Below are 25,999 nucleotides of genomic sequence, written 5' to 3' on the forward strand. Positions count from 1 at the left end.
TCCCGGGGCCCTCTCTCGTGCTCTCGTGCTCGGGGCGCTACTTGCGGGCCGAGGTGACGCGGTAGACGTCGTAGACGCCCTCGACGCCGCGCACGGCCTTGAGCACGTGGCCGAGGTGCTTCGGGTCGCCCATCTCGAAGGTGAAGCGGCTCATCGCGACCCGGTCGCGGGAGGTCTGCACCGCCGCCGACAGGATGTTGACGTGCTGGTCGGAGAGCACCCGGGTGACGTCCGAGAGCAGCCGGGAGCGGTCCAGCGCCTCGACCTGGATGGCCACCAGGAACACCGAGGACTGGGTGGCGGCCCACTCGACGTCGATCATCCGCTCGGGCTGCTGGCTCAGCGACTCGACGTTGACGCAGTCGGCGCGGTGCACCGAGACGCCGTTGCCGCGGGTCACGAAGCCGACGATCGGGTCGCCCGGCACCGGGGTGCAGCAGCGGGACAGCTTGACCCAGACGTCCTCGACGCCCTTGACGATCACGCCCGGGTCGCCCTTGGCCCGGCGGCGCACCGCCCGGCGGTCGTGCGTCGGGGTCGCGGTCTCGGCGAGGTCCTCGGTGGCGCCCTCCTCGCCGCCGAGCGCCTGGACCAGCTTCTGCACGATGTTCTGCGCGGTGACGTGGCCCTCGCCGATCGCGGCGTAGAGCGAGGAGATGTCGGGGTAGCGCATCTCGTGGGCCAGGGTGACCAGCGAGTCGCCGGTCAGGATCCGCTGGATCGGCAGGCCCTGCTTGCGCATCGCCCGGACGATCGCCTCCTTGCCGTGCTCGATCGCCTCCTCGCGGCGCTCCTTGGAGAACCAGGCGCGGATCTTGTTGCGGGCGCGCGGCGACTTGACGAAGCCCAGCCAGTCCCGGGACGGGCCGGCGTTCTCCGCCTTGGAGGTGAACACCTCGACGGCGTCGCCGTTCTCCAGCGTCGACTCCAGCGGCACCAGCCGCCCGTTGACCCGGGCCCCTATCGTCCGGTAGCCCACCTCGGTGTGCACCGCGAAGGCGAAGTCGACCGGGGTCGCACCGGCCGGCAGGGCTATCACGTCGCCCTTGGGCGTGAAGACGAAGACCTCGTTGCTGGCCAGGTCGAAGCGCAGCGACTCCAGGAACTCGCTCGGGTCGGCGGTCTCCTTCTGCCAGTCCAGCAGCTGCCGCAGCCAGGCCATCTCGTTGACGGCGCCGGCCTTGTCGTCCTTGCGGACCTGGGTCGGGGTGTCGGTGCGGACCTTGGACGCGCCGGCCACCGCGCGCTGCTTGTACTTCCAGTGCGCGGCGATGCCGTACTCGGCCCGGCGGTGCATGTCGAAGGTGCGGATCTGGAGTTCGACGGGCTTGCCGCCGGGGCCGATCACCGTCGTGTGCAGCGACTGGTACATGTTGAACTTGGGCATCGCGATGTAGTCCTTGAACCGCCCCGGCACCGGGTTCCACCGCGCGTGGATGGTGCCCAGCGCCGCGTAGCAGTCGCGGACGGTGTCGACCAGGACCCGGATGCCCACCAGGTCGTAGATCTCGGCGAAGTCCCGGCCCCGGACGATCATCTTCTGGTAGACCGAGTAGTAGTGCTTGGGCCGGCCGGTGACGGAGGCGGTGATCCGGGCGCCGCGCAGGTCCCCCTGGACCTGGTCGATGACGGTCGCCAGGTACTCGTCCCGCTTGGGGGCGCGCTCGGCGACCAGCCGGACGATCTCGTCGTACATCTTGGGGTAGAGGATCGCGAAGGCGAGGTCCTCCAGCTCCCACTTGATGGTGTTCATGCCCAGCCGGTGCGCCAGCGGGGCGTAGATCTCCAGCGTCTCGCGGGCCTTCTTCTCCTGCTTCTCCCGCTTGAGGTAGCGCATCGTGCGCATGTTGTGCAGGCGGTCGGCAAGCTTGATCACCAGGACCCGCGGGTCCTTGGCCATCGCGACGACCATCTTGCGGACGGTCTCGGCCTGCGCGGCCTCGCCGAACTTGACCCGGTCCAGCTTGGTGACGCCGTCCACCAGCAGCGCCACCGAGTCGCCGAAGTCCTTGCGCAGGGTCTCCAGGCCGTAGTCGGTGTCCTCGACGGTGTCGTGCAGCAGCCCGGCCATCAGGGTCGCGGCGTCCATCCCCAGCTCGGCCAGGATGGTGGCCACCGCCAGCGGGTGGGTGATGTACGGGTCGCCGCTCTTGCGCTTCTGCCCGCGGTGCCACTTCTCGGCGACGGCGTAGGCCCGCTCGATGTCCCGCAGCAGCGCCGGGTCGGCCTTCGGGTCGTTCGCCCGGATCGACCGGAACAGCGGCTCCAGCACGGGGTTGAGCACGCTGGAGCGCTGGCCGCCGAGGCGGGCCAGGCGGGCGCGCATGCCACCCGAGGAGGAGCCGCGCCCGGTAGGGGCGGTCGGTCGCGAGGAGGTCGGCGCCGGGCGTGCCGGGGTGGCCCCCGAGGGCGTGGGACGGTTGTCGGGGGCGGCCGCTTCGGCCGTGGGCACAACCTCGTCGGGCAAGGACTCTCCTCGGGGCACCGGGGCCGACCCCTGCCGCGGCCCGTACGGTCGGACGCAACCGGGAGGGGGTGAATCTTCATGGTACCGAGCCGGGCGCCGCGGCGTTCATCCACCCGGGCCGGAAACGGAAGGGCGGCGGTCGGATGATCCGACCGCCGCCCTTCACTCAGGTCCCTCAGACCGTGACCAGCGTCTCCAGCGGAGCGCCGTTCAGGTGCCCGGCCAGCCGTTCCCGGCCGTCCAGGAAGCCCAGCTCCATCAGCACCACGACGCCCACCAGCTCGGCGCCGGCCTCCTTCACCAGGTCCAGCGAGGCGCCGATGGTGCCACCGGTGGCCAGCACGTCGTCCACCACCAGCACCCGCTCACCGGGCGCGAAGGCGTCGCACTGCACCTCCAGCGTCGCCGAGCCGTACTCCAGCTCGTACGAGCGCCGGAACACCTCGCCGGGCAGCTTGCCCTGCTTGCGGATCGGCACGAAGCCGAGCCCGGCCGCGAAGGCCGCCGGAGCCGCCAGCACGAAGCCGCGCGCCTCCAGTCCCACCACCTTGGTCGCCCCGAGCTCCCGCGCCCGGTCCGCCAGCGCCCTGGTGAGGGCGCCGAAGGCCTCGGCGTCGGCCAGCAGCGGCGCGATGTCCTTGAACAGCACACCCGGCTTCGGGTAGTCCGGGACGTCCCGGATCCGGCTGTTCAACAGCTCGGCCAGTGCGGTGTCGGCGGTGGTCACGGCGTGTCCTTACGGTCGGGTCGGTTCAGCGCTTGGTGGACGGACGGCCCTTGGCACGCGTGGTGCCGGCCGCCCGGCCGCGCTGACCGACCATACCCGCAGGCAGGTCCTCGTCCGCGATCTCCTCGTCCGCCGGCACCTCGCCCGCGGCCTTGGCAGCGGCCGCGGCCCGGTGCTGCAGGACCCGCTTGCGCAGCGCCTTCATCTCCGGCTGCTCCTCCTTGAGCTGCGCCAGCAGCGGGGTGGCAACGCAGATCGACGAGTAGGCACCGGCCGCGAGGCCGATGAACAGCGCCAGCGAGATGTCGTTCAGCGTGCCGGCGCCCAGGAGGCCGCCACCGATGAACAGCAGCGCGGCGACCGGGAGCAGGGCGACCACGGTGGTGTTGAGCGAACGCACCAGGGTCTGGTTGAGGCCCGCGTTGGCCGCCTCGCTGTAGGTGAGCTTGTTCTGCTTGGTGAGGTCCTTGGTGTTCTCCTTCACGGTGTCGAAGACGACGACCGTGTCGTAGAGCGAGTACCCGAGGATGGTCAGGAAGCCGATCACCGTACCGGGGGTGACCTCGAAGCCCACCAGGGCGTACACACCGATGGTGATCAGGAGGTCGTGGATGAGGGCGACCAGGGCCGCCACCGCCATCCGCCACTCGAAGGCGATCGCCAGGTAGACCGTCACCAGGACCATGAAGATGATCAGGCCGGTGAGCGCCTTCGAGGAGATCTGCTTGCCCCAGCTGGGGCCGATCACCTGGGCCTCGACGGTGTCCAGCGGCACGGCCAGCTTCTCGGAGAGCTGAGCGCGGATCTCGTCCGAGCTCTTCGGCTCCTCGGTGCTGACCTGGATGCGGATCTTGCCGTTGTCGGTCGACTGCACCAGCGGGTGCGAGGAGACGATCTGGTTGGACGTCTCCTGCGCCTGCGAGACGGTCAGCCCCGGCTTGGCCACGGTGTAGACCGAGCCGCCCTTGAACTCGATGCCCAGGTGCAGGCCCATCGACAGACCGATCGCCGCGATCAGCACGATCACGCCGGAGATGGAGTACCAGAGCTTACGGCGCCCGACGAAGTCGAAGCTGACCTCGCCCTGGTAGAGCCGGTGTCCCAGATTGGAGAAGCGTGACACGGTGTCAGGCCTCCTTCACGGCGGCAGAGGAGGGGCTACGACGACGGCTGCTGCGCAGCGGCGGGCGGGCGCCCAGCCGCTTCGGGTCCAGGCCGGACCACGGGTGACCGTTGGCGAAGAACTTGCGCCGGGCCAGCAGCGTGATCACCGGCTTGGTGAAGAGGAAGATCACCACGACGTCCAGCGCGGTGGTCAGCCCCAGGGTGAACGCGAAGCCCTGGACCTTGCCGACCGAGACCACGTAGAGCACGGCGGCACAGAGGAAGGACACGAAGTCCGACACCAGGATGGTGCGCCGGGCGCGCGGCCAGGCCCGCTGGACCGCCGGGCGCAGCGGGGCGCCCTCGCGGACCTCGTCGCGGATGCGCTCGAAGTAGACGATGAAGGAGTCGGCGGTGATGCCGATCGCGACGATCGCACCGCAGACCGCGGGCAGGTTCAGCGCGAAGCCGATCCCGGCGCCGAGCAGGCTCATGATCGAGTAGGTCAGGGCCGCCGAGACGAGCAGACCGGCGATCGAGACCAGGCCGAGGCCGCGGTAGTAGACCAGCGAGTAGAGCACCACCAGCAGCATGCCGATCGCGCCGGCGACCAGACCGGCCTTGAGCTGGTCGCTGCCGAGCGCCGGGGAGACGGTGGTGATGTCGCTCTTGCTGAATTCCAGCGGCAGGGCGCCGTAGCCCAGCACGTTGGACAGGTCCTGCGCCTCGGCCTGGCTGAAGCGGCCGGTGATCACGGCGCTGCCGCCGGGGATCACGTTCTTGACCTCGGGGTGCGAGACGACCTGGTTGTCCAGGACGATCGCGAACTGGTTGTTCGGCGGGGTCTGGGTGGCGAGCTGGCCGGTGACCTTGGTGAAGGCGTCGGTGCCGGCGCCGTTGAACTGCAGCTGGACCTGCCAGCCGGCACCCGTCTGGGTGTCGAGGCTCGGCTGGGCCTTGGAGACGTCCGAGCCCTTCACGGCGACGGGGCCGAGGGCGAGCTTCTCGTAGTAGCCGTTCTCGGGCTTCTGCGAACAGGCGACGACGGCCTTGTCCTCGGGGCCGGTCTGGGCCGCGCGGACCTCCGGCTTGGTGCAGTCGAGGGCGGTGAAGGCCGCGGCCAGCTCCGGCGGCACGGTGCCCTGGGTCATCGCGGCGCTGACGTCCGCGGCGCTGGGCGGGGTGGCGGGCGCGGACGGCGTGGCGGCGGCGCTCGGGGCGGTGCTCGCGCCCGTGGCGGCGGCGCTCGGGCTGGCGTCGGCGGCCAGCGCCTCACCGGCCGGGCGGCCCTGCTTGGTGCCGCTCGCGCTGGGCGTTCCGGTGGCACTCGCGCCGGCCGAGGCGGTGGAGCCGGCGGACGGGGCCGCGCTCGGGGTGCCGGTGGCCGAGGGGGAGCCGGTGGGCGCCGGCGGCGTGAAGCCGCTGGGCGCCACCGCGAGGACCGGGCGGAAGAACAGCTTGGCGGTGGTACCCACCTGGTCCGCCGCGTTCTGCTGGTTGCCGCCCTTGGGGATGTTCACGATGATCGTGTTGTCGCCCTGGGTCTGCACCTCCGCCTCGGAGACACCCATGCCGTTGACGCGGCGCTCGATGATCCCGGTGGCGATGTCCATGTTGGACTTGGTGATCGCCTTGGGGTCGGTCGACTTCGCGGTCAGCGTGATACTGGTGCCACCGGCGAGGTCGATTCCGAGCCGGGGCTTGGTGTGGCCCGTCCCGAACATGAGGGCGACCAGTCCGACGGTGACGACCAGGATGAGGGCCAGCGCCCGCCCTGGGTAGCCGTCGCGCGGGCGCGACTTGGGTGTTGCCACCTTGCTCGTTTCTCCCTGTCCATGCCACTCCCCCAACCGGACCCCCGTCCGGCTTGTGGCGGGACGGGGGCATGGCGGTTCTGCGGCCCTGAGGTCCTGTGGGCTCGCGGCACTGGGCCGCGCGGCCGGGCTGGTGCCCGACCGTACTACTTGCTCGCGGGAGCCCCGCCCTCGACGTCGCCCTTGGCGCCGCCGTCCTTGGTGAGCGTCAGCGGCTTGTCCTCGACCGGCTCGGCGTCGGTGTCCTCGGCCTCCGGCTCGGCCAGCTCGTCATCGGCGGGGCGACCGTTGATGATCGCGTCGTACTCCTGGGGCTCCAGGACAGCGGCGATCGCGCTCTTGGTGAAGTGGGTGACCACGCCGGGCGCGATCTCCAGCTCGATGGTCTCCTCGTTGATCGCCTTCACCGTGGCGTACAGGCCACCGATGGTGCGCACCCCCGCCCCTGGCTCCAGCGAGGTCTGCATCTGCTGCATCTGCGACTGGCGCTTCTTCTGCGACCGGAACATGAGCACGATCGCGATGATCGGGAGGAGAAGGATGATGAAGTTCACTGCAGCCAGGGTCCTTTACGGGCCGCCGACCGGCGGCCTGTGTGGTATTGGTCGGCCCGTCAGGTGAGCGGGGCGGTCCGGCGGAGTCTAGGCGACCCCGAACTGATCGGACAACGCCAAGCATCGCATCCTGCCGCCGAAAGTGGCGACCCTCCGCCTGCACAGTTTCCCCGGACTTCGCCCCCGGCTCGCACCCGGGCCACTCACCGGGGCGGTGCATCGGACGCCTCCCGGGAACCGTCGGGCGGCGATCACCCGTTCAGCCCTCGTCGGCCCGGAAGAGTTCGGATTGCGCGGGCACGGCGCCCCGGGCGGTCTGGATCGGCGGGGTCAGCCCGAGGTGCTGCCAGGCCGCCGCGGTGGCGATTCGGCCGCGCGGGGTCCGGGCGAGCAGGCCCTCGCGGACCAGGAAGGGCTCCGCCACCTCCTCGACCGTCTCGGACTCCTCCCCCACCGCGACCGCAAGAGTCGACAAACCGACCGGTCCGCCGCCGAACAGCCGCAGCAGCGCGGTCAGCACCGCGCGGTCCAGCCGGTCCAGACCGCGGGCGTCCACCTCGTAGACGTCCAGCGCCCGGGCGGCGATCTCGACGGTGACCTGGCCGTCGTGCCGCACCTGCGCGAAGTCGCGGACCCGGCGCAGCAGCCGGTTGGCGATGCGCGGCGTCCCCCGCGAGCGGCCGGCGATCTCGGCGGCGCCGGCCGGGTCGATCTCCACGTCCAGCAGGGTGGCCGAGCGGCGCACCACCCGTTCGAGCTCGGCCGGGGCGTAGAACTCCATGTGCCCGGTGAAGCCGAAGCGGTCGCGCAGCGGGGGCGGCAGCAGGCCGGCCCGGGTGGTGGCGCCGACCAGGGTGAAGGGCGGCAGTTCCAGCGGGATGGCGGTGGCGCCCGGGCCCTTGCCGACGATCACGTCGACCCGGAAGTCCTCCATCGCCATGTAGAGCATCTCCTCGGCCGGACGGGACATCCGGTGGATCTCGTCGAGGAAGAGCACCTCGCCCTCGGCGAGCGAGGAGAGGATCGCCGCGAGGTCCCCCGCGTGCTGGATCGCCGGGCCGGAGGTGATCCGGATCGGGGCGCCCAGCTCGGCGGCGATGATCATGGACAGGGTGGTCTTGCCCAGCCCGGGCGGCCCGCTGAGCAGCACGTGGTCGGGCGCGCTGCCGCGCTTGCGGGCCGCCTGGAGCACCAGGGACAGCTGCTCGCGCACCCGCTCCTGACCGATGAACTCGTCCAGCAGCTTGGGGCGCAGCGCCGCCTCGACCGCCTGGTCCTCCCCGTCGGCGGCGGCCGTCACCAGCCGGTCGCCCGGGTCCGAGTCGTACGGACTCATCAGCACATGCTCCAAAGTCGACAAGAGGACAGATCGCCAGATGGCTTTAGCGGGATCGGTTGAGGCCGCGCAGGGCGAGCCGGAGCAGTGCGCCGACGTCCGGCGTCTGCTGGGCCTCCGCCTCGGGGGTGACGGCCACGACCGCCTCGTCCGCCTCGCGCGGAGCGTAGCCGAGACCGGTCAGCGCCGAGTGCAGCTGCTCGCTCCAGGGGGCCGGACCGCTCGCGATCGGCTTCTGCGCCGGCACCGCGCCGTGCGGGGCACCCAGCTTGTCCTTGTACTCCAGCAGCAGCTTGGCGGCCTTCGCCTTCCCGATGCCGGGCACGGCCACCAGCGCCTTCTCGTCGCCGCCGGCCACCGCGGCCCGCAGCGCGTCGGGGCTGTGCACCCCGAGGATCGCCTGCGCCAGCTTCGGGCCGACGCCCGGCGCGGCCTGGAGGATCTCGAAGACGGCGCGCTCGTCGTCGTCCGCGAAGCCGAACAGGGTCAGCGAGTCCTCCCGGACCACCAGCGAGGTCGCGAGCCGGGCGGGCTCACCCAGCCGGAGCCCGGCCAGTGTGTTCGGCGTGCACTGCACGGCCATGCCGACCCCGCCGACCTCGACCACGGCGAGTCCGGAGGAGATGGCCGCCACGGGCCCTTGCACGAAGGCGATCACCGGCTGCTTCCTTTCAGGGGGGTGGCGCGGGCCGCCCGTACCGCGGCTTCCAGGCGGTTGACCGCCCCGCCGCGCCAGATGTGGCAGATGGCCAGCGCCAGCGCGTCGGCGGCGTCGGCGGGCTTGGGCGGGGCGTCCAGCCGCAGCAGGCGCTGCACCATGGCCGTGACCTGCGCCTTGTCGGCCCGGCCGGAGCCGGTGACGGCGGCCTTGACCTCGCTCGGGGTGTGCAGGGTGACCGGGATGCCGCGCCGGGTGGCGCAGAGCATCGCGACCGCGCTGGCCTGGGCGGTGCCCATCACCGTCCGGACGTTGTGCTGGGCGAACACCCGCTCGACGGCGACCAGCTCCGGCTCGTGCTCGTCGAGCCAGGCCTCTATGCCCTGCTCGACCAGCAGCAGCCGCCGCCCGATCTCCTCCTCGGCGGGGGTGCGCACCACGCCGACCCCGACCATCCGCAGCGGCCGCCCCGGCGCACCCTCGACCACGCCGATCCCGCACCTGGTCAGCCCCGGGTCGACGCCCAGTACCCGTACCACAGCCCCGCCTCTCGTTGATCGCCGCTCGCCTCCGGGCGCTCCGGCCCGGGCAGGCCCTCCGGCCCACGGCGGGCGACCTGCGAAGGCTACCGTCCGGGTCCGACAGCGCCCGCAAAGACACCGGCCCGGCGGTCGGGAGACCGCCGGGCCGGGGAGTGAGAACGATCACTCGGCGTCGAGCTGCGCACCGACCTCGTCGGAGATGTCGAAGTTGGCGAAGACGTTCTGCACGTCGTCGCTGTCCTCCAGCACGTCGATCAGCTTCAGGATCTTGCGGGCGCCGTCGACGTCCAGCTCGACCTGCATGCTCGGGAGGAAGTTGGCCTCGGCCGAGTCGTAGTCGACACCGGCGTCCACCAGCGCGGTGCGCACGGCGACCATCTTGGTGGCCTCGGAGACGATCTCGAACGCGTCGCCGAGGTCGTTGATCTCCTCGGGCTCCTGGTCGAGGACGACCTCGAAGAGCTTGTCCTCGTCCACGCCGTCAGCCTTGGGGACGATCACGACGCCCTTGCGGGTGAACAGGTACGACACCGAGCCCGGGTCGGCCATCGAGCCGCCGTTGCGGGTCATCGCGACGCGCACGTCGGAGGCGGCGCGGTTGCGGTTGTCGGTGAGGCACTCGATCAGGACGGCGACGCCGTTCGGGCCGTAGCCCTCGTACATGATCGTCTGGTAGTCGGCGCCGCCGGCCTCCAGACCGCCACCGCGCTTGACGGCGCGGTTGATGTTGTCGATCGGGACCGAGCTCTTCTTCGCCTTCTGGATGGCGTCGTAGAGGGTCGGGTTGCCGGCCGGGTCGGAACCGCCGGTGCGCGCCGCCACCTCGATGTTCTTGATCATCTTGGCGAAGAGCTTGCCGCGCTTGGCGTCGATCACGGCCTTCTTGTGCTTGGTGGTAGCCCACTTAGAGTGGCCGGACATTCGCCAGCTCCTTTACGTCGCCAAAGGGAAATGAAACAGATGAGATCTTACCGGTGTCGTCACCGGAAAGGCGCACACGGTCAGCGCCGTCCCAGGTGCTCCTCGACCATCGCGACGAAGTAGGCGTGCACCCGGTGGTCGCCGGTGAGCTCCGGGTGGAAGGAGGTCGCCAGCAGGTTGCCCTGGCGCACGGCCACGATCCGGCTCTCCGGACCGTCCGCGGCGGGCAGCTCGGCCAGCACCTCGACACCCGCGCCGACGCCCTCGACCCAGGGGGCCCGGATGAAGACGCCGTGCACCGGCGCGTCGCCCAGGCCCTCGAAGGCGACACCGGACTCGAAGGACTCGTTCTGGCGGCCGAAGGCGTTGCGGCGCACGGTCATGTCGATGCCGCCGACGGTCTCCTGGTCGTCCCGGCCGTCCAGGATCTTGTCGGCCAGCATGATCATGCCCGCGCAGGTGCCGTACACCGGCATCCCGGCGGCGACCCGCTCGCGCAGCGGGTCCATCACGCCGAACAGCAGCGCCAGCTTGGACATGGTGGTGGACTCCCCGCCGGGGATCACCAGCGCGTCGACCTCGGCCAGCTCCTCGGCACGGCGCACCGGGCGGGCGAGCGCGTCGGCCTCGGCCAGCGCGACCAGGTGCTCGCGGACGTCACCCTGGAGGGCGAGGACGCCGATGACTGGAGTGCTCACGGTCTTCAACCTCGTTCGATCGTTCTACGGATGTACGTGACGCGGCCCGCCGCGCGCCAAGGCGCTGCGACGGGCCGGCACAGGGGGCGACTACCAGCCGCGGTTGGCGTAGCGCTCGGTCTCCGGCAGGGTGTCGCAGTTGATGCCGACCATGGCCTCGCCGAGGTTGCGGGAGGCGTCCGCGATGATCTTCGGGTCGTCGAAGAAGGTGGTGGCCTTCACGATGGCGGCGGCGCGCTTGGCCGGGTCGCCCGACTTGAAGATGCCCGAGCCGACGAAGACGCCCTCGGCACCGAGCTGGCGCATCAGCGCGGCGTCGGCCGGGGTGGCCACGCCACCGGCGGAGAACAGCACGACCGGCAGCTTGCCGAGCTCGGCGACCTCCTTGACGAGCTCGTACGGGGCGCGCAGCTCCTTGGCGGCGGCGTACAGCTCGTTGTTGTCGAAGCCGCGCAGCTTGGCGATCTCGTTCTTGATCTGGCGCAGGTGGCGGACCGCCTCGACGACGTTGCCGGTACCGGCCTCGCCCTTCGAGCGGATCATGGCCGCGCCCTCGGCGATGCGGCGCAGGGCCTCGCCCAGGTTGGTGGCGCCACAGACGAAGGGGGTGGTGAAGGCCCACTTGTCGGAGTGGTTGACCTCGTCGGCCGGGGTCAGCACCTCGGACTCGTCGATGTAGTCGACGCCGAGCGACTGGAGGACCTGGGCCTCGACGAAGTGGCCGATCCGCGACTTGGCCATCACCGGGATGGAGACCGCCTCGATGATCTCCTCGATCATGTTCGGGTCGGACATCCGGGCCACGCCGCCGTCCTTGCGGATGTCGGCCGGAACCCGCTCCAGCGCCATGACGGCCACCGCGCCGGCGTCTTCAGCGATCTTGGCCTGCTCGGCGTTGACCACGTCCATGATCACACCGCCCTTGAGCTGCTCGGCCATGCCGCGCTTCACCCGGGCGGTACCGATCTGCGGCTGGTCTGCGGTGGTGGGGGTGGTGGACACGTGAGACCTCACTCGAAGATGAACCAGTGCTATCGCCCTATGGTAGGCGGAACGGGTGACGCAACCATGCGCCACCAAGTCCAGCCCGGACGACGGGATGCGACAAACGGGCCGTATCCGAGCACAGCCTAGGCGGGTGCCCCTTCGGGCGTGAGCGCGGGCGGCGGAGCATCGTCCATCTCGAACGCCAGCGGGAACGGGGCCTTCCCCGCCAGCCGGAAGTACCGCACCAGACGGTGCTCGCGCACCGCCCGGGCCGCCCGCACCGCGTCGTTGTGGAACCGGCGCGCCATCGGCGCCCGGCGCACCGCCGCCGTCAGGTCGCGCACCGCGTCCTCGCCGCCCGGCTCCGCCACCAGCGCCGCCACCTGCTCCGGCTCGGCGAACACCGCCCGCAGCGCCAGGCTCAGCTGGCTCTCCGCCACCTCACGCTGGTCGTCCTCGGCCTGCCGGGCCGCGTGCGCCGCGTCCAGCAGCAGCAGCGAGGCCGCCGGGTCCAGCAGCGAGGACGTGGCCAGCTCCATCGCCACCGAGGCCCGACGGACCAGCTGCGCGTCCAGCGCCGCCCGCGCGGCGTCGATCCTGGCGTGCAGCCGGTCCAACCGACCGGCCGTCCAACTCAGGTACATGCCGAACAGCACCACGGCCACGCCGGCCCAGATCCAGGTAGTCACGGGGCGCAACGCTACCGGGTGTCACCGGCTCAGCCCTCCGCGCTCGCGCTCCGGTAGGACCCGCGGTCGATGTCGGAGACGTTCACCGCGGTGTGCAGCCGGGTGCCCGGCGCCGGCGCGACGTGCTCGGCCAGCAGCGCCAGCACGCCCTCGCTGAGCGCCGCCTTCGCCTCCGGCGTACGGCCCGGGAAGATCTGGAACTCGACGTACACCTGCGCGGCGGCCTCCTCGCCCTCCCCCACCACGAAGTCGTCGTTCTGCCGGAACAGCGTCTTGCACGCCTCCGGCTTCGCGTCGATCGTCCCCACCGCGAGCCGGTTGATCGCCACGCCCAGCGCCCGGCGGTCGAAGGAGCCGGCCAGGCTCGGCGAGTAGTCGACGGAGATCTGCGGCATCGGTGCCCCCATGCGTCGTGCCCGAATACGGTCGACCGACCCTAACGCCGCCGGCACCCCGGAAAAGTCCCGGGCCGGCCGGGCTCGGTCCCGGGCTCAGTCCCGGGCCAGCCCGAACCGGCCGCGCCGGCCGCTGCGCACGTCCTCCTCGACCACCGCCGCGGCCCCCGCCGCCACCGTCTCGTACACCGCCAGGATGTCCGCGCCGACCGTCGACCAGTCGAACCGCCGCACGTACCGCGAAGCGGCCTTGCTCAGCTCCCCCAGCCGCCCCGGATCGCCCAGCAGCCGCAGCGCCGCAGCGGCCAGCGCGTCCGCGTCCTCCACCGGGAACAGCTCGCCCGCGTCCCCGCCGTCCAGCACCTGCTTGAACGCGTCCAGGTCGCTGGCCAGCACCGGGGCGCCCGCCGACATCGCCTCGACCAGGATGATCCCGAAACTCTCGCCACCGGTGTTCGGCGCCACGTACAGGTCCACGCTGCGCAGCAGCCGGGCCTTGTCGCGGTCGCTCACCATGCCGAGGAACTCCACCTGCCGGCGGACCTCCGGCGCCAGGCCGGCGACGGCCTCCTCCTCGTCCCCCTTGCCCGCCACCAGCAGCCGCACGCCCGGCCGCTCGGCCAGGATCTTCGGCAGCGCCGCCAGCAGCGTCGGCAGGCCCTTGCGCGGCTCGTTGATGCGGCCGACGAAGCCGATCGTGCCCGGCTCCCCCGCCGCCGCGCCGCCGCGCCAGCGCTCGTCCGGCTCGGCGTCCGCGAAGAAGCCGACGTCCACGCCGTTCGGGATCACCACCGCGTCGCCGCCCAGGTGCTCGACCAGCGTCCGCCGGGCGTACTCCGACACCGCGATCCGGGCCCGCATCTTCTCCAGGCCGGGCTGCAGGATCGGCGAGGCCGCGATCATCGCCCGCGAGCGCGGGTTGGAGGTGTGGAACGTCCCCACCATCGGCCCGGACGCCGACCAGGCGGCCAGCATCGACACGCTCGGCGCGGCCGGCTCGTGCACGTGCAGGATGTCGAACCGGCCCTCGTGCAGCCACCGCCGCGTCCGCGCCGCCGACAGGACGCCGAAGCTCAGCCGCGCCACCGACCCGTTGTACGGCACCGCCACCGCCCGCCCGGCACCGACCACGTACGGCGGCAGCGCCTCCTCGTCCTCGGCCGGCGACAGCACCGAGACCTCGTGGCCCAGACCGATCAGGTGCTCGGCCAAGTCCCGGATGTGGAACTGCACCCCACCGGGGACGTCCCAGTCGTACGGGCAGACGATGCCGATCTTCACGGGTTCCTCATGCTCCTTCGGGTACTCCTGCTGGCCGGGATCAGGACCCGGAGGCCTCGGCCGCCGGCTCGCCGGCCGGCTCCGGCACGGCCGCCCGGGCCGCCTCGGAGTGCGGCGCGGCCGCCTCCTCCACCGTCTCACGGACCGGGAGGTCGGCCAGCCAGAACCGCTGCAGCATGTGCCAGTCCTCGGGGTGCTCGCGGATCGCCTGCTCCCACACCTGCGCCAGCGCCTGCGTCATCGCCTGCGTCCGCTCCTTGCGGTCGCCCTCCTGCGGCACCGGCACCTCGGGGTGGATCCGCGCCCGCATCACCGGGCCGTCGTACCAGAGCGTCACCGGCAGCAGCGCCGCCCCGGTGCGCTGGCACAGCGCCGCCGGACCGGCCGGCATCCGGGTCGTCTCCCCGAAGAACGACACCTCCACACCCGCCTCCGAGAGGTCCCGGTCCCCCACCAGGCAGACCAGCCGGCCCTCGCGCAGCCGTCGAGCCAGCGTGCCGATCACGTTCACCCCGCCCCCGGTCAACGCCAGGACCTCCATGCCCTGGCCCTCCCGGAACTCCACGAACCGGTCGAACAGCCGCTCCGGCTTCAACCGCTCCGCGACCGTGGTGAACGGGAAGCCCAGCTGCGCCACCCAGGTGCCCGCCAGGTCCCAGTTGCCCATGTGCGGCAGCGCGATCACCGCGCCCCGACCGGCCTCGATGTGCTCTCGCAGGTTCTCCAGGCCCTCCGACTGGACGTCCCGGGCCACCCGCTCCCGGCTCCAGACCGGCAGCCGGAACGACTCCATCCAGTACCGCAGGTACGAGCGCATCCCGGCCCGGGACAGCGCCCGCAGGCCCGCCTCGTCCAGCCCTGGACGGACCCGGCGCAGGTTCGCCTCCAACTGGAGCACCCGCTTGCCCCGCCGGCGCCAGGCGTAGTCCGCCAGCCGGTCGAACAGGCCCCGCGCCACCCGCTCCGGCAGGTGCTTCAGCACCGCCCAGCCCAGCGCGTACGCCCAGTACACCAGTCGGTCCGTCACCGCAGGACGCCCCCCATCAGCTCCCGGCCGCCGCTCGGTCGGCCTCGAACGCCTCCCGGCGCACGGTCAGCATGCGCTGGACCACCGTCACCAGACTGCCCACCGCGACCAGCCACAGCGCCACCGGCAGCAGCCACTCCACGTACGGCACCCCGAACTTGTGCAGACCCGCGACCCCGGCCGCCACCAGGCTGGCCACCAGCCGCTCGGCCCGCTCCACCAGCCCCGACACGTCGCACGGCAGCCCCTGGCTCTGCGCCCGCGCCTTGGTGTACGACACCACCAGCCCGCTCGCCAGGCAGCAGATCGCCACCGCGCACAGCAGGTTGTCGTCACCCTTGCCCGCGTACCACATCGCCAGACCACCGAAGATCGCCGCATCCGCGACCCGGTCCAGCGTGGAGTCCAGGAACGCCCCCCACCTGGTGCTCCGGCCCAGCTGGCGGGCCATGTTCCCGTCCACCAGGTCCGAGAAGATGAACAGCGTGATCGTGATGGTGCCCCAGAAGAACTCCCCGCGCGGGAAGAACACCAGCGCACCGGCCACCGAACCGGCCGTACCGATCAGCGTCACGGCGTCCGGGCTCACGCCCAGCCGGATCAGGAACGCGGCGAACGGGGTCAGAACACGTGTGAAGAAGGCACGCGCGTATTTGTTGAGCATGGCCTTCCCGACCGCTCCGATCTCCCTGGTACCCGCCTGGCGCAACACGCGCGGCAGACGGCCGGACGGATCAGCCCGTCCGGCCCACCCATCGTAGCCAGGCCGGAGGCACGCTCCGTCGCACGCACCGCCCGACGACACCCCGGCCACGTCCCACACACGGACGGTCACCGCCCACCCGTACGACACGCGCCGCCGCAGCACCCGCACCTACACTTTCGAAGGACAGCCCCGGCGCGACGGGAGGAGACCCCGATGCCCGACCGCAGCACGGCACGAGCCGCCCAGGCGCCCGCCGTCACCGCCCCCCGGGACCTGCGCAACGTCGTCCTCATCGGCTCCAGCGGTGTGGGCAAGACCACCCTCGCCGAATCCCTCGCCCTCGCCTCCGGCGCCACCGGCCGGGCAGGTCGCGTCACCGACGGCACGACCGTCTCCGACCACGAGGACATCGAGCACCACCAGCAGCGCTCCGTCCAGCTCTCGCTGCTCCCGCTCGAATGGAAGGGCGTCAAGATCAACCTGATCGACCCGCCCGGCCACCCCGACTTCACCGCCGACCTGCGCGCCGCCCTGCACGCCGCCGACGCCGCCGTCTTCGTCGTCTCCGCCACCGACCCCGTCACCGCCCCCACCCGCGCACTCTGGCGCGAGTGCGCCGCCGAAGGCATCCCGCGCGCCATCGCCGTCGCCAAACTCGACCTCGCCCGCACCGGCTTCGACGACATCCTCACCGCCTGCCACGACGCCTTCGACCTGGGCCCCGACACCCTCCGCCCGCTCTTCCTGCCCGTCCTCCACGACGGCCGCCCCGACGGCAGCGTCGACCTGCTCACCGGCGACACCTACGGCCGGGCCACCCCGCTGCCCGACACCGGGCCCGCCCACGACAGCCTCGTCGAGGCCATCTCCGGCCAGGACGACACCCTCATGGAGCGCTACCTCTCCGGCGACACCCTCGACACCGACGCCCTCGAAGCCGGCCTGCGCCGCGAAGTCCTCGGCTGCGCCCTCCACCCCGCCGTCCCCACCAGCGAGAACGGCCTCGGCGCCACCGAACTCCTCGACCTGATCGTCCACACCTTCCCCGACCCCAGCGAACGCACCCGCCCAGCCCCCGACTGCGACCCCGACGCCCCGCTCGCCGCCCAGGTCGTCCGCGTCACCGGCGACACCTACGTCGGCCGGATCAGCCTGCTGCGCCTGTACGCCGGCACCCTGCGCCCCGACACCCGCATCCACCTCGCCGGCCCCGCCCACAGCGCCGACCAGAACGGCGACGAACGCGTCACCGCCCTCAGCAGCCCCTTCGGCAAGCTCCAGCGGCCCGTCCCGCACGCCGTCGCCGGCGACCTCGTCTGCATCGCCAAGCTCACCACCGCCCGCGCCGGCGACACCGTCCACGACCCCGGCCACCCCGTCGACCTCGACGGCTGGAACCTCCCCGAGCCCCTGCTCCCGATCGCCGTCGAAGCCCACAGCAAGGCCGACGACGACAAGCTCTCCCAGGCCCTCACCCGCCTCACCGCCGAGGACCCGGCCCTACGCCTCGAACAGAACCCCGCCACCCACCAGCTCGTCCTCTGGTGCACCGGCGAGGCCCACGCCGAGGTCGTCCTCGACCGCCTGCGCACCCGGCACGGCGTCCACGTCGACACCGTCGAACCCCAGGTCGCCCTCCGCGAGACCTTCGGCACCGCCGCCGCCGGCCACGGCCGGCTCGTCAAGCAGTCCGGCGGCCACGGCCAGTACGCCATCTGCGACCTGGAGGTCGAACCCCTCCCGGCCGGCTCCGGCTTCGAGTTCCAGGAACACGTCGTCGGCGGCGCCGTCCCCAAGCACTTCATCCCCTCCGTCGAGAAGGGCCTGCGCGCCCAGCTCGCCAAAGGCGTCGCCACCGGCCACCCGCTCGTCGACGTCCGGGTCACCCTCACCGACGGCAAGGCCCACTCCGTGGACTCCTCCGACGCGGCCTTCCAGGCCGCCGCCGCCCTCGCCCTGCGCGACGCCGCCGAACACGCCGTCATCCGGCTGCTCGAACCCGTCGCCGCCGTCACCGTCCTGCTGCCCGACGACTACCTCGGCGCCGTCCTCGGCGACCTCTCCGCCCGCCGCGGCCGCGTCCTCGGCACCGAGACCGGCGGCCCCGGCCTGACCCTGCTGCGCGCCGAGGTCCCCGAACTCGAACTCGTCCGCTACCCGGTCGACCTGCGCTCACTCACCCACGGCACCGCCGAGTTCTCCCGCGCCTACCTGCGCCACGAACCCATGCCGACCGCCCTGGCCACCCGCTACACCGACTGAGCGCCCTGGCGCCGAGGCAGCGCACACGCCGCCGTACCCCCCGGCATCCGGTGCCGGTTGCGCGCCACCCAGCGGTACGCCAGGCCCGCCACCGGCCGCACCGGCGCCGACGCCAGCACCGCCCCCAGGTACGCCCACGCGCCGCCCGAACGCATCAGCAGCCGCGCCACCGCCTGCGCGCCCCCGTACACCCGGCCCGCCGGCGTCACCCACAGCACCTCGTGCTCGGCCCGCTCCGCGGTCACCTCGCCCCGCCCGCCCGCGCGCGCGTCCAGCGCCGCCAGGTCCTCGAACTGGAACGGCACCGCGTCCCAGCCCCCCGAGGCCAGCGTCTGCCGCAGGTAGCGCTCCGCCCACCGCACGCAGGACGAGCAGAACGAACAGTCCCCGTCGAACACCAGCACCGGATCCATCGCCTGGGCTCCCTTCCTCGCCGTCACGGCCATCCTGCCCCACCCCGACGACCCGCCGCCGACCGGGTATCGACCAGCCCGAAGCTGGGCATCATGCCTCTCAAGCCCGGGCGCGGCCCGATCGTGACGGCACTTCAGACGATCATGCGCGCGGCGACACCACGGCACGATAACCTGCCGCTGACAAGGGGAGGAGGGGACGCCACCGTGACCACACTCGACATGACTCCGGGTGCGCAGATACCCCGCACCGACGCCGGGCCGCAAACCGGAGTCACCCCGGCGCTCTCCTCGGTCGCGTACCGCGACGGCAAGATCGAGGACTTCGTCGGCAAGGTCACCGCCGCGACCCACAAGAAGCCCCGGTTCAAGCTCTTCGAGGCGAACCTCGGCGAGGCGTTCAGCGCCGCCGTCATCTCCCGCACCGTCGGTGCCGGGCGCAAGCCGATCGTGCCCTCGTTCGGCACCGACACCCGCCAGATCGTCGAACACTGCCTGGCCGCACAGGAGTTGCGGGCCGCACGGGACCGCAAGCTCACCGTGGTCACCCTGCTCTTCGGCCTGCTCGCCCTGCCCGGCACCCTGATCTGGATCGGTGCGTTCTACCTGCGCATCTACCTCATGAAGGGCAAGGCCCTCCAGGACGAGCTCTACGGCGCCCTCGCGCTCCTGGCCGCCGCCGTGGTCTCCGTCCTGTTCCTCGTCAAGCCCCCCGTCAACGGCCCGCTCGGCATCTACCTGCGCGTCGCCATGATCCCGCCGATCATCGGCGGGATCCTCGCCCGGCGCATCGTGCTGCGCTCCACCAAGGAGCTCCGCGAACGCTGGCTCGCCCTCGCCGAGGGCAGCTCCGTCGCCGCCACCGTCTCCAAGGCCGTCCCCCGCGACGACCTCGACAAGAAGGCCGTCGACCTGCGCGACAAGCTCGCCCGCATGGAGGCCGAGCAGGAGACCAACGTCCAGCACTACGCCGGCCCCAAGGGCATCCTCGGCGTCGGCAAGCGCTGGGGCGAATGGCGCCTGGTCGACGTGATGCGCCCCGCCGCGGGCCACTCCGACTTCCGCGCCTTCCACCCCTGGGACCTCGTCCGGAAGATCTCCTCGCACCTCAAGGGGCTCGCCGTCAGCGAGGTCGCCAACAGCGGGATGACCAACATCACGGTCAAGCAGTGGGCGGTCCTCGAAATCGGCGAGAACGCCGACGAGATCTCCCGCCCCGGCAACGCCGACATGGACGGCGACCGGATGCGCGACTTCGCCCTCCAGACCATCGCCGACAAGCAGACCTTCGCCGGCGGCGGCCCCCGGCACTACCTCGCCACCCAGTTCATCACCTTCGACGGCAAGCTGATCATCACCTTCACCGTCACCGTCACCCTGCTCGCCAACACCCTCACCGTCACCGTCGCCGGCTACGCGCTCGGCCCGGTCAACGGCGTCTTCTCCGACAAGCCCTCGGCCAAGGAGAAGACCGTCCAGAAGACCGGCAAGTTCTGGGAGGAGCGCACCGTCAAGCTCCCCCTGATCGACAACGACGAGGTGGTCCGCCAGGCCCTGCGCGCGCCGCTCACCCGCGCCCCCGGGCTGCTCTCCTGGCTCGGCGGCGGCCTGGGCCTGCCCGAGCCGTTCGGCTTCCGGCACGCCTGGGCGAGCCCGCCGTGGGGCAGCCGGTTCATGACCGACAACGCGCTCAACGCCTCCGTCCCGGTCCTCGGCGCCGTGCACGCCGCCACCCTGGAGTTCCTGGAGGAGCACGACCTGGACACCGACCGCTTCAAGAACCGCGCGTCGATCATCAAGTCCGAGGCCCAGGGCACCCGCCCGTACAAGGTCGACCAGTTCGAGTAACCCCGGCCCGCGCACGCCGGAGGGGCCCGCCACCGACTCAGCGGTGACGGGCCCCTCCGGCGTTCCCGATCAGTCCTGCGGCCAGGCCTCGGCCAGCATCTTCCGGGTGTCCGCCAGCAGTTGCGGCAGCACCTTGGTGTGGCCGACCACCGGCATGAAGTTGGTGTCCCCGCCCCAGCGCGGCACCACGTGCTGGTGCAGGTGCGCCGCGATCCCGGCACCGGCCGCCGTGCCCTGGTTCATCCCGATGTTGAACCCGTGCGCCCCCGAGGCCGCCCGCAGCGCGGTCATCGCCCGCTTGGTGAAGTCGGCCAGCTCGGCCGTCTCCGCCTCGTCCAGGTCGGTGTAGTCCGCGACGTGCCGGTACGGGACCACCATCAAGTGGCCGCCGTTGTACGGGTACAGGTTCAGCACCGCGAACACGGCGGCGCCCCGGGCGATGACCAGCCCGTCCTCGTCGCTCAGCGAGGGGATCGAGCAGAACGGACAACCGTCGTCCGGAGCCGGACCGGTGGGCTTGTTCTCACCCTGGATGTACGCCATCCGATGGGGGGTCCACAGGCGGCGGAAGCCGTCCGGCTCCCCGACGCCCCGCTGCAGTTCCGGCTCAGTCGTCATGCTGATCAGCATATTCGCCCAGCGCTGCTTGCAAAGCCGCGCGGGGCGGACTCATCAAGAGCCCGCCCCGCGCGTGGTGGTCCGAAGGCGTCACACCTGGATGCGGTTCTTCACCGCTTCCACGATCTCGGCGACGGCGTCCGCCACCGGCACGCCGTTCTTCTGCTCGCCGTTGCGGTAGCGGAAGGACACCGCGCCCGCCTCGACGTCGTCGTTGCCCGCGATGAGCATGAACGGCGTCTTGGACCTCTGCGCGTTCCTGATCTTCTTCTGCATGCGGTCGTCCGAGGTGTCCACCTCGACCCGGATCCCCTGCTTCTTCAGCTCGGCCGCGACCTCCAGCAGGTACGGCACGTGCTCGTCGGTGATCGGGATGCCCGTCACGGTGACCGGGGCCAGCCACGGCGGCATGGCGCCGGCGTAGTGCTCCAGCAGCACCGCGAAGAACCGCTCGATGCTGCCGAACAGCGCGCGGTGGATCATGACCGGCCGCTGGCGCGAGCCGTCCGCCGCCGTGTACTCAAGATCGAAACGTTCGGGGAGGTTGAAGTCGAGCTGGATCGTCGACATCTGCCAGGTCCGGCCGATCGCGTCGCGCGCCTGGACCGAGATCTTCGGGCCGTAGAAGGCCGCGCCGCCCGGGTCCGGCACCAGCGGCAGCCCCTGCTTCTCGGCCACGCTGGCGAGGACGGCGGTGGCCTCCTCCCAGGTCTCGTCCGAGCCGACGTACTTGACCGGGTCCTTGGTCGACAGCTCCAGGTAGAAGTCGGTCAGACCGTAGTCGCGGAGCAGGTTGAGCACGAAGGTCAGCGTCGAGTCGAGCTCCTCCGCCATCTGCTCGCGGGTGCAGTAGATGTGCGCGTCGTCCTGCGTGAAGCCGCGGGCGCGGGTCAGGCCGTGCACGACGCCGGACTTCTCGTAGCGGTACACCGTCCCGAACTCGAAGAGGCGCAGCGGCAGTTCACGGTACGAGCGGCCGCGCGCGTCGAAGATCAGGTTGTGCATCGGGCAGTTCATCGGCTTGAGGTAGTAGTCCACGCCCTCGTCGAGCTGCATGGGCGGGTACATACCGTCCGCGTACCAGTCGAGGTGGCCGCTCTTCTCGAAGAGCTTCCCCTTGGTGGCGTGCGGGGTGTAGACGAACTCGTAGCCCTCTTCCTCGTGCCGCTTGCGCGAGTAGTCCTCCATCGCCCGGCGGATGATGCCGCCCTTGGGGTGGAAGACGGCGAGGCCGGAGCCGATCTCCTCGGGGATGGAGAAGAGGTCCAGCTCGTTGCCGAGCTTGCGGTGGTCGCGCTTCTCGGCCTCGATCAGGAAGTCGAGGTGGGCCTTGAGCTCGTCCTTGGTCGGCCAGGCGGTCCCGTAGATGCGCTGCAGCATCGGGTTCTTCTCGCTGCCGCGCCAGTAGGCGGCCGCGTTGCGCATCAGCTTGAACGCCGGGATGTACCGGGTGCTGGGCAGGTGCGGGCCGCGGCAGAGGTCGCCCCAGCACTGCTCGCCGGTCTTGGCGTCCAGGTTGTCGTAGATGGTGAGCTCGCCGGCGCCGACCTCGACGTCGGCGCCCTCGCCGGCGGTGGCGGCGGAGCCCTTGAGGCCGATCAGCTCCAGCTTGTACGGCTCGGCGGCCAGCTCCTCGCGGGCGGACTCGTCGGTGACCACGCGGCGGGAGAACTTCTGCCCGCGCTTGATGATCTCCTGCATCCGCTTCTCGATGGCCTTGAGGTCATCGGGGTGGAAGGGCTTCTCGACGTCGAAGTCGTAGTAGAAGCCGTCCTTGACCGGCGGGCCGATGCCGAGCTTGGCCTCGGGGTAGAGCTGCTGCACGGCCTGCGCCATGACGTGCGCGGTGGAGTGGCGCAGGATGTCCAGGCCGTCCTTGCTGCCGATCGCGACCGGCTCGACCTCGTCGCCGTCCTGGACGGCGTACGCGAGGTCCTTGAGCTGGCCGCCGACGCGGGCGGCGATGATCGAGCGGTCGTCGGCGAAGAGCTCGGCGGCCGTAGTGCCCGTGGTCACCACGCGCTCTTCCCGATCGGGTTCGCGGTTGATGATTACCCGGACGTCCGTCACCGGTCTCTCCTGACGTGCTGGATTCAGAGGACGCAACACTGCGCTGCGCGTGACGATGGTACCGAGCGCGTCGACCCGGCCGCGCACCTACGCCCCCTCCCCCCCTTCCCCGAGGCCTCCGTCGAGCTCTTCGCCGAGTTCTTCGCCGAGTCCCTCCCCGAGGGACTTCAGCAGCCGCTCGCGGTCGGCATCCTCCCAGCCGCACAGTTCCAGGCCCTGCGGCCGGGTGAGCCGGCGGAAGCCGCCGCGGCTCTCCAGCCGGCCGGCGACCCGGACCGGCAGGCCCGCGAGGTGGGCCTCGGCGGCGAGCCGGTAGTCGGGGTCGGGCAGGCGGAGCTTGAGTTCGCGGACTTCGGCGCCGCCGAGGACGCGCAGCCGTACCGCGCCCGGTCCGGCCGGGTCGGCGCGCTTGAGCCGGACGACCACGCCGACGACGGTGACGGCGACGGCGGGCTCGATCCGTTCGAGCAGTTCGGCGGCCTCGGTCAGGGCGGGCAGGTCGCCGGGCGAGAAGTCGAGGACGACCCGGCGGTCCCCGAAGCCGCCCGGGGTCCCGGCGGTGGCGGACCAGGCGACGGTCAGCCTGGTCGCCGTCGCGCCGCGGACCAGGTCCTCGACGGACTGGACGAGTTCCCGGCTGACTCCGGCCTGGACGGCGTTCTCGAAGGCCTCGGGCCCCCCGCTGACCCGGCGGTAGTCGACGGCGTCGCGCAGTGCCTCCAGGGCGCGGACCAGGGTGGTGACGGCGGCCCGGCCCTCGGGCGCGGGGGTGTAGGCGGTGAGGGCCGCGCCCTGCTCGACGACCAGGACGCGGTCCAGGAAGTCCCCGGCGTGGGCGTCCAGCCGGGCGCCGAAGTAGGCGGCCGGGGCCCGGCCGGCCTTGGCCCCGGCGGCGAGCATCGCGCGGGCCGCCCGTTGGAGCCGCTCGGCGTCGTCCCAGGTGGCGGCCTCGGCGGGGCCGGCCGGCTCCCGGTGCCAGCGCAGTTCGTCGCCGGGGACGGCGAGTGCGAGCAGGATGGCGCGGGCGGACGGGGTGGAGGAGCGGGACAGCGCGGTGACGGCGTCGGCGAGGAGGTCGACGGCGTCGTCGAAGCCGTCCCCGGCGGGGACGAGGACGCTGGTGCCGGACTCGTCATCGGGCGGCGTCCAGCGGCCGTAGCGGGCGGCGGGGCCGCCGCGCCGGACCCAGCCGTGCCGGGCGAGCAGGGTGGCGAGCACCGCCGGGTCGACTGCGGCGGGGTCGGGCAGGGCCTGGACCGGCTCGCCGGGTGCGTGCGGCGGTGTCATGGGGGCTGCTCCTCGCTGCCGGGGCCGGGACCGGGGCGGGCGGTCACGGGCTGCCACCCGCGCCGACCCGGGCCATGATGTCGCAGAGCGCGCGGTCGTCGAAGACCTTGCCGGTGGGGACCCGCACGTTGGTGCGCCGCTGTCCGGTGACCGGGTGGCCGGCCAGGTTGACCCAGTAACAGCAGTGCCGCAGTTCCAGCGCGTCCGGGCGGGCGTGCAGCCAGCGGTCGACCCGCCGCGGCAGCAGCATCACGACCAGGATGCGCGGCACGGCGACCCTCGCCCGGGCGAGCTTGCGCAGGTGGTCGTTGTCGAGGGTGAAGCTGAAGAACGGCCCGGTCGGATCGGCCGCGATCTGCTGGGTGGCCTTCAGCTGGATCTTGATGGTGACCTCGTCGTCCACCTCGTGCGCCCGGGAGCCGTGGCTGACCTGCCAGTCGATCCCGTTGTCCGGGAACGGCTGGGAGAGCGAGCAGCCGGCCGCGGCGGCGACCGCGTGCAGGTAGCCGACCTGCAGCGTCTCCATGCAGGCGGTGACCGCCAGGTTCCCCCGTAGAACGGCCGCCGCTCCCTCGGGCTGCGGCTGCGTGAGTGCCATCGCCCCGTGGCCTCCCCCTGCTCCGGGCCCGTCCGGATCGGAACGACGGGCCCACGGGCAGGATCCCCGGTCGGGCTTGCGCCAAACGGTTGAACGGGTGTCAGAACCGGGTATCAACCGGGCGCGCGGAACGCTCGCCTGAGGGGCAGTCATGCAGCAGCACTGGTACACCGGCCCACTCGCCTCCTTCGACACCGAGACCACCGGAGTGGACGTCGAGACCGATCGGATCGTCTCGGCCGCCCTGGTCGTCCAACTCGCCCCGGGTCGGCCGGTGCAGACCACCACCTGGCTCGCCGATCCGGGCGTCCCGATCCCGGACGGTGCCCGGGCGGTGCACGGCATCACCGACGAGCACGCCCGGACGCACGGGCGCCCGGTCGGCGCGGTGGTGGCGGAGGTCACCCGCGCGCTGGCGGACCAGGCGAGGGCCGGGCGCCCGGTGGTGGTGATGAACGCGCCGTACGACCTGACGCTGCTGGACCGGGAGCTGCGCCGCCATCACGGGCTGACGCTGACCGACGGAGTGGGCACGGCCGGGCTGGTGGTGCTGGATCCGCGGGTGCTGGACAAGCACGTGGACCGCTACCGCAAGGGCCGTCGGACGCTGACCGACCTGTGCGCGCACTACGGCGTGGAGCTGGCCGGGGCGCACGACGCGGCGGCGGACGCGACGGCGGCGCTGGCGCTGACCCGGCGGATAGGCGCCCGCTACCCGGCGGCGCTGGGCGGGCTGACGGCGGCGGAGCTGCACCTGCGGCAGGCGATCTGGCACGCGGCGCAGGCGCGGGGGCTGCAGAACTGGTTCGACCGGTCGGGGACGCCGGAGCGGGTGGACCTGTCCTGGCCGCTGCGGCCGGCCCGGTGCGGCTGCGGCCGCCGGCTGGAGCCCGAACACGGCTGCGAGGCGGCGGCGTAGCGGCGGCCGACGGATGCCCGCGAGCGCCGGCCCCGAACGCGCCACAGGCCCTGACCGGTTTCCTGGTCAGGGCCTGCG

Annotated in this window: 24 protein-coding genes; 3 read left to right on the plus strand and 21 right to left on the minus strand. The window is 72.0% G+C overall.

All coding sequences use genetic code 11. The features are described from left to right. Positions 1 to 37 precede the first annotated feature (37 nt). The 16 genes from ACFVHI_RS28930 to pgsA form a co-directional block, all read right to left on the minus strand. Positions 38 to 2,452, minus strand: a complete 2,415-nt coding sequence (locus tag ACFVHI_RS28930) for a RelA/SpoT family protein (RefSeq protein WP_380344325.1) — start codon at positions 2,450 to 2,452, stop codon at positions 38 to 40. Positions 2,453 to 2,642: 190 nt separating this feature from the next. Next, complete coding sequence (locus ACFVHI_RS28935; RefSeq protein WP_063346803.1) at positions 2,643 to 3,194, minus strand: adenine phosphoribosyltransferase; 552 nt, start codon at positions 3,192 to 3,194, stop codon at positions 2,643 to 2,645. Between the two features lie 25 nt (positions 3,195 to 3,219). Then, entirely contained in the window at positions 3,220 to 4,317 is a 1,098-nt protein-coding gene (gene secF / locus ACFVHI_RS28940; RefSeq protein WP_380344278.1) for a protein translocase subunit SecF, read from the minus strand. Positions 4,318 to 4,321: 4 nt separating this feature from the next. After that, positions 4,322 to 6,112, minus strand: a complete 1,791-nt coding sequence (secD, locus tag ACFVHI_RS28945; protein ID WP_063346805.1) for a protein translocase subunit SecD — start codon at positions 6,110 to 6,112, stop codon at positions 4,322 to 4,324. Between the two features lie 146 nt (positions 6,113 to 6,258). Continuing rightward, the gene (gene yajC, locus ACFVHI_RS28950) at positions 6,259 to 6,666 is read right to left on the minus strand and encodes a preprotein translocase subunit YajC (RefSeq protein WP_063346806.1); all 408 of its coding nucleotides are present in this window, start codon (positions 6,664 to 6,666) and stop codon (positions 6,259 to 6,261) included. A 259-nt stretch (positions 6,667 to 6,925) separates the two neighbouring features. Next, a complete protein-coding gene (ruvB, locus tag ACFVHI_RS28955; RefSeq protein WP_380344282.1) occupies positions 6,926 to 8,002 on the minus strand; it encodes a Holliday junction branch migration DNA helicase RuvB in 1,077 nt (358 codons plus the stop codon). A gap of 46 nt (positions 8,003 to 8,048) precedes the next feature. Next, positions 8,049 to 8,660, minus strand: a complete 612-nt coding sequence (gene ruvA, locus ACFVHI_RS28960) for a Holliday junction branch migration protein RuvA (protein ID WP_063346808.1) — start codon at positions 8,658 to 8,660, stop codon at positions 8,049 to 8,051. Continuing rightward, positions 8,657 to 9,199 carry a crossover junction endodeoxyribonuclease RuvC gene (gene ruvC / locus ACFVHI_RS28965; RefSeq protein ID WP_380344285.1) on the minus strand — a complete coding sequence of 181 codons (543 nt, stop codon included), beginning with the start codon at positions 9,197 to 9,199 and terminating at the stop codon, positions 8,657 to 8,659. The genes ruvA and ruvC overlap by 4 nt, the downstream gene beginning before the upstream one ends. A gap of 165 nt (positions 9,200 to 9,364) precedes the next feature. Continuing rightward, positions 9,365 to 10,123 carry a YebC/PmpR family DNA-binding transcriptional regulator gene (locus tag ACFVHI_RS28970; protein ID WP_063346810.1) on the minus strand — a complete coding sequence of 253 codons (759 nt, stop codon included), beginning with the start codon at positions 10,121 to 10,123 and terminating at the stop codon, positions 9,365 to 9,367. A gap of 80 nt (positions 10,124 to 10,203) precedes the next feature. Further along, the gene (pdxT, locus tag ACFVHI_RS28975; RefSeq protein ID WP_063350971.1) at positions 10,204 to 10,821 is read right to left on the minus strand and encodes a pyridoxal 5'-phosphate synthase glutaminase subunit PdxT; all 618 of its coding nucleotides are present in this window, start codon (positions 10,819 to 10,821) and stop codon (positions 10,204 to 10,206) included. A gap of 90 nt (positions 10,822 to 10,911) precedes the next feature. Beyond that, the gene (gene pdxS / locus ACFVHI_RS28980; protein ID WP_063346811.1) at positions 10,912 to 11,823 is read right to left on the minus strand and encodes a pyridoxal 5'-phosphate synthase lyase subunit PdxS; all 912 of its coding nucleotides are present in this window, start codon (positions 11,821 to 11,823) and stop codon (positions 10,912 to 10,914) included. 128 nt (positions 11,824 to 11,951) lie between these two features. After that, positions 11,952 to 12,452, minus strand: coding sequence for a hypothetical protein (locus tag ACFVHI_RS28985; protein ID WP_063350972.1), 501 nt, complete (start codon positions 12,450 to 12,452; stop codon positions 11,952 to 11,954). A 74-nt stretch (positions 12,453 to 12,526) separates the two neighbouring features. After that, positions 12,527 to 12,892 carry a 5-carboxymethyl-2-hydroxymuconate Delta-isomerase gene (locus ACFVHI_RS28990; RefSeq protein ID WP_380344290.1) on the minus strand — a complete coding sequence of 122 codons (366 nt, stop codon included), beginning with the start codon at positions 12,890 to 12,892 and terminating at the stop codon, positions 12,527 to 12,529. Between the two features lie 96 nt (positions 12,893 to 12,988). Next, complete coding sequence (locus ACFVHI_RS28995; RefSeq protein ID WP_063346813.1) at positions 12,989 to 14,173, minus strand: glycosyltransferase family 4 protein; 1,185 nt, start codon at positions 14,171 to 14,173, stop codon at positions 12,989 to 12,991. A 40-nt stretch (positions 14,174 to 14,213) separates the two neighbouring features. Next, complete coding sequence (locus ACFVHI_RS29000; RefSeq protein WP_380344292.1) at positions 14,214 to 15,200, minus strand: phosphatidylinositol mannoside acyltransferase; 987 nt, start codon at positions 15,198 to 15,200, stop codon at positions 14,214 to 14,216. Positions 15,201 to 15,216: 16 nt separating this feature from the next. Then, positions 15,217 to 15,864: a phosphatidylinositol phosphate synthase gene (pgsA, locus tag ACFVHI_RS29005; RefSeq protein ID WP_063346814.1), complete on the minus strand. Its 648-nt coding sequence runs from the start codon at positions 15,862 to 15,864 to the stop codon at positions 15,217 to 15,219. A 255-nt stretch (positions 15,865 to 16,119) separates the two neighbouring features. Between pgsA and ACFVHI_RS29010 the strand changes: the two genes are divergently transcribed. After that, a complete protein-coding gene (locus tag ACFVHI_RS29010; RefSeq protein ID WP_063346815.1) occupies positions 16,120 to 18,168 on the plus strand; it encodes an elongation factor G-like protein EF-G2 in 2,049 nt (682 codons plus the stop codon). On the opposite strand, the gene ACFVHI_RS29015 is transcribed toward ACFVHI_RS29010, so the two are convergent. Continuing rightward, entirely contained in the window at positions 18,156 to 18,581 is a 426-nt protein-coding gene (locus ACFVHI_RS29015) for a thiol-disulfide oxidoreductase DCC family protein (RefSeq protein WP_380344297.1), read from the minus strand. The genes ACFVHI_RS29010 and ACFVHI_RS29015 overlap by 13 nt on opposite strands. 207 nt (positions 18,582 to 18,788) lie before the next feature. Here ACFVHI_RS29015 and ACFVHI_RS29020 point away from each other — a divergent pair, with 207 nt between their 5' ends. Further along, positions 18,789 to 20,429 carry a hypothetical protein gene (locus tag ACFVHI_RS29020; protein ID WP_380344299.1) on the plus strand — a complete coding sequence of 547 codons (1,641 nt, stop codon included), beginning with the start codon at positions 18,789 to 18,791 and terminating at the stop codon, positions 20,427 to 20,429. Positions 20,430 to 20,498: 69 nt separating this feature from the next. Here the strand turns inward: ACFVHI_RS29020 and ACFVHI_RS29025 are convergent, their stop codons facing one another. From ACFVHI_RS29025 to ACFVHI_RS29040, 4 genes are all read right to left on the minus strand, one after another. After that, entirely contained in the window at positions 20,499 to 21,059 is a 561-nt protein-coding gene (locus tag ACFVHI_RS29025; protein ID WP_063346816.1) for an HIT domain-containing protein, read from the minus strand. A 78-nt stretch (positions 21,060 to 21,137) separates the two neighbouring features. After that, on the minus strand, positions 21,138 to 23,117 hold the full coding sequence (thrS, locus tag ACFVHI_RS29030) for a threonine--tRNA ligase (protein ID WP_380344302.1): 1,980 nt from the start codon (positions 23,115 to 23,117) through the stop codon (positions 21,138 to 21,140). Positions 23,118 to 23,204: 87 nt separating this feature from the next. Further along, positions 23,205 to 24,404 carry a hypothetical protein gene (locus ACFVHI_RS29035; protein ID WP_380344305.1) on the minus strand — a complete coding sequence of 400 codons (1,200 nt, stop codon included), beginning with the start codon at positions 24,402 to 24,404 and terminating at the stop codon, positions 23,205 to 23,207. Between the two features lie 43 nt (positions 24,405 to 24,447). Beyond that, positions 24,448 to 25,002 carry a DUF4365 domain-containing protein gene (locus ACFVHI_RS29040; RefSeq protein WP_063346819.1) on the minus strand — a complete coding sequence of 185 codons (555 nt, stop codon included), beginning with the start codon at positions 25,000 to 25,002 and terminating at the stop codon, positions 24,448 to 24,450. Between the two features lie 151 nt (positions 25,003 to 25,153). Between ACFVHI_RS29040 and ACFVHI_RS29045 the strand changes: the two genes are divergently transcribed. Then, positions 25,154 to 25,921: an exonuclease domain-containing protein gene (locus ACFVHI_RS29045; RefSeq protein WP_063346820.1), complete on the plus strand. Its 768-nt coding sequence runs from the start codon at positions 25,154 to 25,156 to the stop codon at positions 25,919 to 25,921. Positions 25,922 to 25,999 lie beyond the last annotated feature (78 nt).

Origin of the sequence: Kitasatospora sp. NPDC127121 (assembly GCF_042677305.1) — a bacterium.
Lineage (GTDB): Bacteria > Actinomycetota > Actinomycetes > Streptomycetales > Streptomycetaceae > Kitasatospora.